This window comes from Sediminibacterium sp. FW305-C-269, from assembly GCF_058231045.1.
This window is the reverse complement of the sequence record NZ_JBIQXQ010000002.1, coordinates 749,622-755,958: the sequence shown is the minus strand read 5'-3', so window position 1 is coordinate 755,958 and position 6,337 is coordinate 749,622. Positions and strand designations below refer to the sequence as shown.

7 protein-coding genes are annotated in these 6,337 nt (G+C 47.8%); 1 reads left to right on the top strand and 6 read right to left on the bottom strand.

Annotated elements, in window-relative coordinates:
* Window positions 1–332: 332 nt before the first annotated feature.
* The 6 genes from rimO to ACH3Y6_RS08560 all read right to left on the bottom strand — a co-directional run bounded on the left by rimO (window position 333) and on the right by ACH3Y6_RS08560 (window position 5,431).
* A complete protein-coding gene (gene rimO, locus ACH3Y6_RS08585; RefSeq protein ID WP_490835189.1) occupies window positions 333–1,643 on the bottom strand; it encodes a 30S ribosomal protein S12 methylthiotransferase RimO in 1,311 nt (436 codons plus the stop codon).
* A gap of 59 nt (window positions 1,644–1,702) precedes the next feature.
* A complete protein-coding gene (locus ACH3Y6_RS08580; protein WP_490835188.1) occupies window positions 1,703–2,218 on the bottom strand; it encodes a GNAT family N-acetyltransferase in 516 nt (171 codons plus the stop codon).
* Window positions 2,219–2,221: 3 nt separating this feature from the next.
* Complete coding sequence (locus tag ACH3Y6_RS08575; protein ID WP_490835187.1) at window positions 2,222–3,205, bottom strand: YpdA family putative bacillithiol disulfide reductase; 984 nt, start codon at window positions 3,203–3,205, stop codon at window positions 2,222–2,224.
* Window positions 3,206–3,226: 21 nt separating this feature from the next.
* Window positions 3,227–4,813, bottom strand: coding sequence for a peptide chain release factor 3 (locus ACH3Y6_RS08570; protein WP_490835186.1), 1,587 nt, complete (start codon window positions 4,811–4,813; stop codon window positions 3,227–3,229).
* A gap of 115 nt (window positions 4,814–4,928) precedes the next feature.
* Complete coding sequence (locus ACH3Y6_RS08565; protein ID WP_490835185.1) at window positions 4,929–5,105, bottom strand: hypothetical protein; 177 nt, start codon at window positions 5,103–5,105, stop codon at window positions 4,929–4,931.
* Complete coding sequence (locus ACH3Y6_RS08560; protein WP_490835184.1) at window positions 5,096–5,431, bottom strand: histidine phosphatase family protein; 336 nt, start codon at window positions 5,429–5,431, stop codon at window positions 5,096–5,098. The genes ACH3Y6_RS08565 and ACH3Y6_RS08560 overlap by 10 nt, the downstream gene beginning before the upstream one ends.
* A 153-nt stretch (window positions 5,432–5,584) precedes the next feature.
* Here ACH3Y6_RS08560 and ACH3Y6_RS08555 point away from each other — a divergent pair, with 153 nt between their 5' ends.
* Window positions 5,585–6,310 carry a DUF4197 domain-containing protein gene (locus tag ACH3Y6_RS08555; RefSeq protein ID WP_490835183.1) on the top strand — a complete coding sequence of 242 codons (726 nt, stop codon included), beginning with the start codon at window positions 5,585–5,587 and terminating at the stop codon, window positions 6,308–6,310.
* Window positions 6,311–6,337: the final 27 nt, after the last annotated feature.

Here is a 6,337-nt window from a genome sequence, read left to right as displayed (position 1 = left end):
GAGTGAATGATAGGATGAGTGAATGGTTTGTTTTGAATTAATTCAAATACAAAGACAAGATAAATAATATCCTTTACATAGCCTCCTTATCCATTCTATCAATTAATGAGTGAATGATAGGATGAGTGAATGGTTTGTTTTGAATTAATTCAAATACAAAGACAAGATAAATAATATCCTTTACATGAGCTCCTTATCCATTCTATCAATTAATGAGTGAATGATAGGATGAGTGAATGGTTTGTTTTGAATCATTTCAAATACAGAGACAAGATAATATCTTTTACATAGCCTCCTTATTCATTCTATCATTCACTCATCCACTCATTCACTCATTGAATTACCTCCCCTTCCAGGTCATAATCGTATGCTTTGGTGATTTTTACCTGCACAAATTCCCCGATGGGGAGTTTTTTGGTGGAATGGATGACCACTTCATTATCTACCTCCACGCTATCGAACGCTGTTCGGCCGAGGTAACGGCCGGCTTCTTTTTTATCGATCAGCACCTTGAACACTTGCCCGATCTTCTCCTGGTTCTTTTCGTAGCTGATCTCCTGCTGCACTTCCATGATCTCCTGGGCGCGTTCGGCTTTGGTATCGGCGGGCACATCATCCACCAGGTCGTAGGCGGAGGTATTCTCTTCGTGACTATACTGGAAGATCCCCACACGGTCAAAGCGGTGTTGCTGCAGGAATTCCTTCAGTTCCTCCACATCCGCCTCGGTTTCTCCAGGAAAACCGGCGATCAATGTGGTACGCAAACAGATGCCCGGTACCCTTTCGCGAATGGTATGGATCAGTTCCGTCATTTCCTCGCGGGTGATGTTCCTGCGCATCGCTTTCAGCATGTTGTTGCTGGCATGCTGCAAAGGCATATCCAGGTACTTGCAGATATTATCGCGCTCACGCATCACATCCAGTATCTCCAATGGGAACTTGCTGGGATAGGCATAGTGCAGACGGATCCATTCCAACCCTTTCACATCTGCCAGGGCATGCAATAAACGGGGCAGGTCCCTTTTTTTATAGATATCGAGTCCGTAATAGGTCAGCTCCTGGGCAATCAGCATGATCTCTTTCACTCCTTTTTTCACCAGGCTCTCGGCCTCGGCCACCAGTTCCTCTATCGGGCGACTGATATGCTGGCCGCGCATCAGTGGGATGGCGCAGAAGGAACAGGTTCGGTTACAACCTTCACTGATCTTGAGGTAGGCATAGTGGCGTGGGGTGCTCAGTAAACGCTCTCCCAGCAACTCACTCTTGTAATCCGCATCGAACTGTTTCAGCATCAGGGGCAATTCCATGGTACCGAACCAGGCATCTACTTCGGGCATTTCTTTTTCCAGGTCTTCCCGGTAGCGTTCGCTCAGACAGCCGGTAACGTATACTTTATCCAGCTTACCCCTTCGCTTCAGTTCCAGCTGGTCCAGGATGGTATTGATACTTTCCTCCTTGGCCTTGTCGATAAATCCACAGGTATTGACCACCGAGATATTGTGATCCAGTTTGGTATTCTCATGCACTACGGCAATATCATTGGCAGCCAGCTGTCCACTGAGCACTTCACTATCCACCAGGTTCTTGCTGCAGCCGAGGGTGATGATATTCACCTTGTCTTTCTTGAGGGTTCTTGCTTTCATACGAACGGCAAAAATACAAATAAGACCGGCAAAAAAACCTTCAACCCTTTCAGAACTGATCAACCCATGACAACCTGTTCACGGTCAATCCCATACAGTTCCAGCATAGTCCCATGTTCCTGCCATTGTCCACGGAAGGATAATCCTGCACGCAGCAATACCTCCCGTGAAGCGGTGTTGGCCGGATCCGTTATGGCAAAAATGCTGTTCCGGACGGTATTTTGAAAGAAATAGTGCAGACCAGCTTTTACCATTTCAGTGGCATAGCCCCTTCCCCGGGCTTGTTTCAGCAAGGCATACCCCAGGTGTATGTTTTCCGCATCGGACAGGTATAGGAAAGAGAAAGTACCGATAAACTCGTTTTCGGCCCGGGTAAAAATAGCAAAACGGCCCACGATGGAGCCGTTCTGGTATAAATGAATATTCTCGTTTAAAAAAGCATCACTTTCAGACCGCGTCTTGGCCGGCCGGATATAGCGCATCATTTCCTCATCACCATTCACCTGGTAGAAAAGATCCGCGTCTGCCTCCGTGAATCGTTGTACAGTCAGTCTATCGGTTTCAAATAATCGCATGGGTTAGGCCTGCACTTTCAGTTCCGAACTGATATGGGTCACGATCTTCTCCGCATGATCGCGAGAGTTCTCGATAAACAGGCTATGCGTATTGAACCCGCCACATATCACCCCTGCCAGGTAAATACCTTTCACATTGGTTTCATGGGTGCTTTCGTCGTAGTTGGGTTTACAAACCTCATCGTCAGACAGTTCAATTCCCATATTCTCCAGGAAGGTCAGATCGGGTTTGTAACCGGTCATGGCAATGACTTTGTCATTTTCCAGGGTAACCAGTCCTTCCGGGGTATTGATATCCACTTCATGCTCCCTGATCTCCGCCAGGGTGGAGTTAAAGTATGCTTTGACAGACCCTTCCTTGATACGGTTCTCGATATCCGGTTTGATCCAGTATTTCACGTGCTCACCCAGGTCCTTCCCACGGATCACCATGGTCACCTGCGCCCCTTTGTGAAAAGTCTCAAGCGCCGCATCCACGGCCGAGTTATTGGCACCCACCACCACTACTTTCTGGAAAGCGTAATAATGTGGGTCATCATAGTAGTGTGTCACTTTGGGAAGCTCTTCCCCTTTGATGTTCATCATGTAGGGTTTACCGTAGAAACCGGTAGATACAATGATATTTCTGGCTTTATAGTGTCTTTTTACCGTATTTACTGTAAACAGGCCATCTGCACGGTCAATGCTTTCCACCCCTTCAAACAGGTGGATATTCAGTCCGGATGATACCGCCACTTTGCGATAATATTCGAGGGCTTCATCACGGGTGGGTTTTGGGCCACGGCTTACAAACGGGATACCTCCGATCTCCAGCCTGTCGGCCGTAGAGAAAAAGATCATATTGGTGGGATAGTTGAAAAGGGAGTTCACCAGGCAACCTCTTTCAATGATCAGGTAACGGAGGCCATTTGCTTTGGCATGTAAACCACAGGCCAGTCCGATAGGACCTGATCCGATAATGATGACATCGTAAGCTATTGAATGCATATATATGAATTTAAGGATTTCTTATTTATGTATCTCACTTGAAAAGTGAAAACTGATATCCGGATTATTGGTGATCTCCGTATTCAGGAACCACTCGCTCTGTGCCAGGTAAACCGGGTTGCCATCTTTATCCTCTGCTGAGTTCGTTTGTTTGAACCGGAGGAAATCGGCCAACTTATTGGCATCCTTGCTGGTAAGCCAGCAGGCTTTGTAAAAAGGCAGTGACCGGAACTCACAAGCCGCCCCATACTCCTGCAGCAAACGGTACTGGATCACTTCAAACTGGAGCTCTCCCACGCAACCGATGATCTTTTTGTTTCCGCCAAACTGGGTAAACAGCTGTGCCACACCCTCATCTGTCAATTGACTGATCCCTTTTTCCAACTGCTTGGTTTTCATAGGATCTTTGTTCACTAATTCTTTAAAAATTTCAGGCGAAAAGGTCGGAATACCGGTAAAATAAAAATTCTCTCCCTCGGTCAGTGTATCCCCGATCTTGAAGTTGCCTGTATCAAACAGACCCACTACATCACCCGGGTAGGCATCGTCGATGATATCCTTACTACGGGCCATAAAACTATAGGGATTGGTAAAACGGACATCTTTATCCAGCCGGACATGATGGTAATACTTATTCCGTTCGAACCTGCCGCTGCAGACCCGCATAAAAGCGATCCGGTCGCGGTGTTTGGGGTCAAGGTTGGCATGGATCTTAAAGATAAAACCGCTGAATTTGTCTTCCCCTACGTCAACCGTGCGGGTAGATGTTTCGCGACTGCGGGGCACGGGTGCTATGCGGATAAAAGTATCCAGCATCTCCTTCACCCCGAAATTATTGACGGCACTGCCGAAGAATACCGGGGCGATCTTCCCCGACAGGTAGTCCTGAATATCCAGCTGACCATATACGCCATCAAGCAGTTCCACATCCTCACGCAGCTGTTCGGCATCCCTTTCGCCCACTTTGGCATCCAGGAGCTGATCAGACAGGTCACTGATGGCGATCACGTCGTCATCATCTGCTTTTGTACTTGCGGTAAACAGTCTAAGACTTTTATTATCAATATTATACACTCCTTTGAATTCCTTGCCGCTATTAATGGGCCAGGTCATAGGGTGCAGTGAAATATGCAGTTCTTTTTCGATCTCTTCCAGCAGGTCGAAGCGGTTTTTGCCGTCTCGGTCCATCTTGTTCACGAAAACGATCACGGGCGTATCGCGCATACGGCAGACTTCCATCAGGCGGCGTGTCTGTGCCTCTACCCCGTTTACGCTGTCGATCACGAGGATAACACTATCCACCGCTGTCAACGTACGGTAAGTATCTTCGGCAAAATCCTTGTGACCAGGAGTATCCAGCAGGTTAATGAGGGTATTCCTGTATTCAAAACTCATCACGGAAGTAGCCACCGAGATACCTCTCTGGCGCTCAATTTCCATGAAGTCGCTGGTAGCATGTTTTTTGATCTTATTGCTTTTAACGGCACCTGCCACCTGAATGGCACCTCCGAAAAGAAGCAATTTCTCCGTCAAAGTGGTCTTACCCGCATCCGGGTGGGATATGATGGCAAAGGTCTTGCGCCTGTTGATCTCTTTCTCAAACTTCATAACGGCCGCAAAGGTAAGGATCGTGAATGGTGAATTAGCAATTGTCAACACCCAATACCAAAAAGATTCCAAAAGAACATTCACTCATTCACTCATTCTATCATTCTATCATTAATCAATACCTCACCTCCCTCACTTCTGCCTTACCTCCCGTAACCGTAACGATCCAAAGCAGGTCATACACCCGTTCGTCCAGGTCGGGATACCGGTTGTCACCGATCAGTAAATTAACCAGCCGGGGGGTGGTATTGGAATGCCCGGCCACCACCACCGTTTTCCCCTTTAGTTGCAAAAGTTTATCTGAAAATTCTTTAAGATACTTATTATCATATAATTGTATCTCTTTATTGAACTTTTTGATAATGGTAATACAGTAGATCGTGTACGTATATAGTTGGTAGAATAGATCTCATCAGGAATATACCCTGCCAGCGTCTGCACCAGTTTTTCAGCCCTTTTCTGTCCCTGTTCGCTCAGTGGCGGGTCTGCTTTCATCATGGTGGCCCCAGCAGCGGTAGTGTCTTTCTCTGCATGGCGCAACAGGATATAGGTGCTGGTCTGGGCATGAACCACAGATAGCCCGATCGACATGATCAGCAGGAGTGCATATTTTTTCATATACCGGTTTTGCCTAAAGGTAGGCAAGTTGGGCAGGCAATAGCTGCCACTGGTCAAAATGGCCGGTAAGAAATAGCAAATCATTCACAACTGCTCTCCTGCATAGCGGGTAACTTTGATGGAAAGCCGATCCGGCGTAAACCCATTCTGAAGATGATGAAAAAGATCCTGATCCTGTGCACCTGCTTTTCTGTGATGCACCTGCCATCCGAGGCGCAGTTCAAGAACCTGCTGGACAAGGCCAAAAACGCCCTCAGCGGCAAACAAACCACCCTGAGTAACGAGGATATTGTAGCCGGCTTGAAAGAAGCCCTGTCGGTGGGCTCGCAGAAAGGGGCCACCACCCTTTCGCAGGTGGACGGCTTTTTTGCCAATGCAGCACTGAAAATATTACTGCCGCCGGAAGCCGAAAAAGTAGAAACCACTTTGCGAAAAGTAGGCCTTGGCAAACAGGTGGACGATGCCATCCTGAGCATGAACCGGGCAGCCGAGGATGCCTGTAAAAGCGCCGCCCCCATTTTCGGCAATGCCATCAAACAAATGAGCTTCCAGGACGCCTTGGGCATCCTGAAAGGGGGCGATACCGCTGCTACGGGTTACCTGCGTGGCAAGACCAGTAACGAACTCACCCAGGCTTTCCGGCCGGTCATAGAGCAATCGCTGGAAAAAGTGAACGCCACCAGGTATTGGAATACCCTGATCAGTTCCTATAACAAGATCAATTTCCTGGGCAAGAAGATCAACCCCGACCTGAGCGCCTATGTGACGGAGAAAGCCCTGAGTGGCATTTTTTACCAGGTGGCACTGGAAGAGAAAAACATCCGAAAAGACCCCTTGGCCAGGACCTCCGAGATATTACAGAAAGTATTCGGCAAATGAGCTGATAAAAAAAGCCTCCGTTTCGGA

Excerpts from the sequence above, each read along its gene's own strand:
- ACH3Y6_RS08570 (WP_490835186.1), bottom strand. The coding sequence starts at position 4,813 with ATGAAGTTTGAGAAAGAGATCAACAGGCGCAAGACCTTTGCCATCATA.
- ACH3Y6_RS08560 (WP_490835184.1), bottom strand. The coding sequence starts at position 5,431 with ATGAAAAAATATGCACTCCTGCTGATCATGTCGATCGGGCTATCTGTG.
- ACH3Y6_RS08580 (WP_490835188.1), bottom strand. The coding sequence starts at position 2,218 with ATGCGATTATTTGAAACCGATAGACTGACTGTACAACGATTCACGGAG.
- ACH3Y6_RS08575 (WP_490835187.1), bottom strand. The coding sequence starts at position 3,205 with ATGCATTCAATAGCTTACGATGTCATCATTATCGGATCAGGTCCTATC.
- ACH3Y6_RS08555 (WP_490835183.1), top strand. The coding sequence starts at position 5,585 with ATGATGAAAAAGATCCTGATCCTGTGCACCTGCTTTTCTGTGATGCAC.
- rimO (WP_490835189.1), bottom strand. The coding sequence starts at position 1,643 with ATGAAAGCAAGAACCCTCAAGAAAGACAAGGTGAATATCATCACCCTC.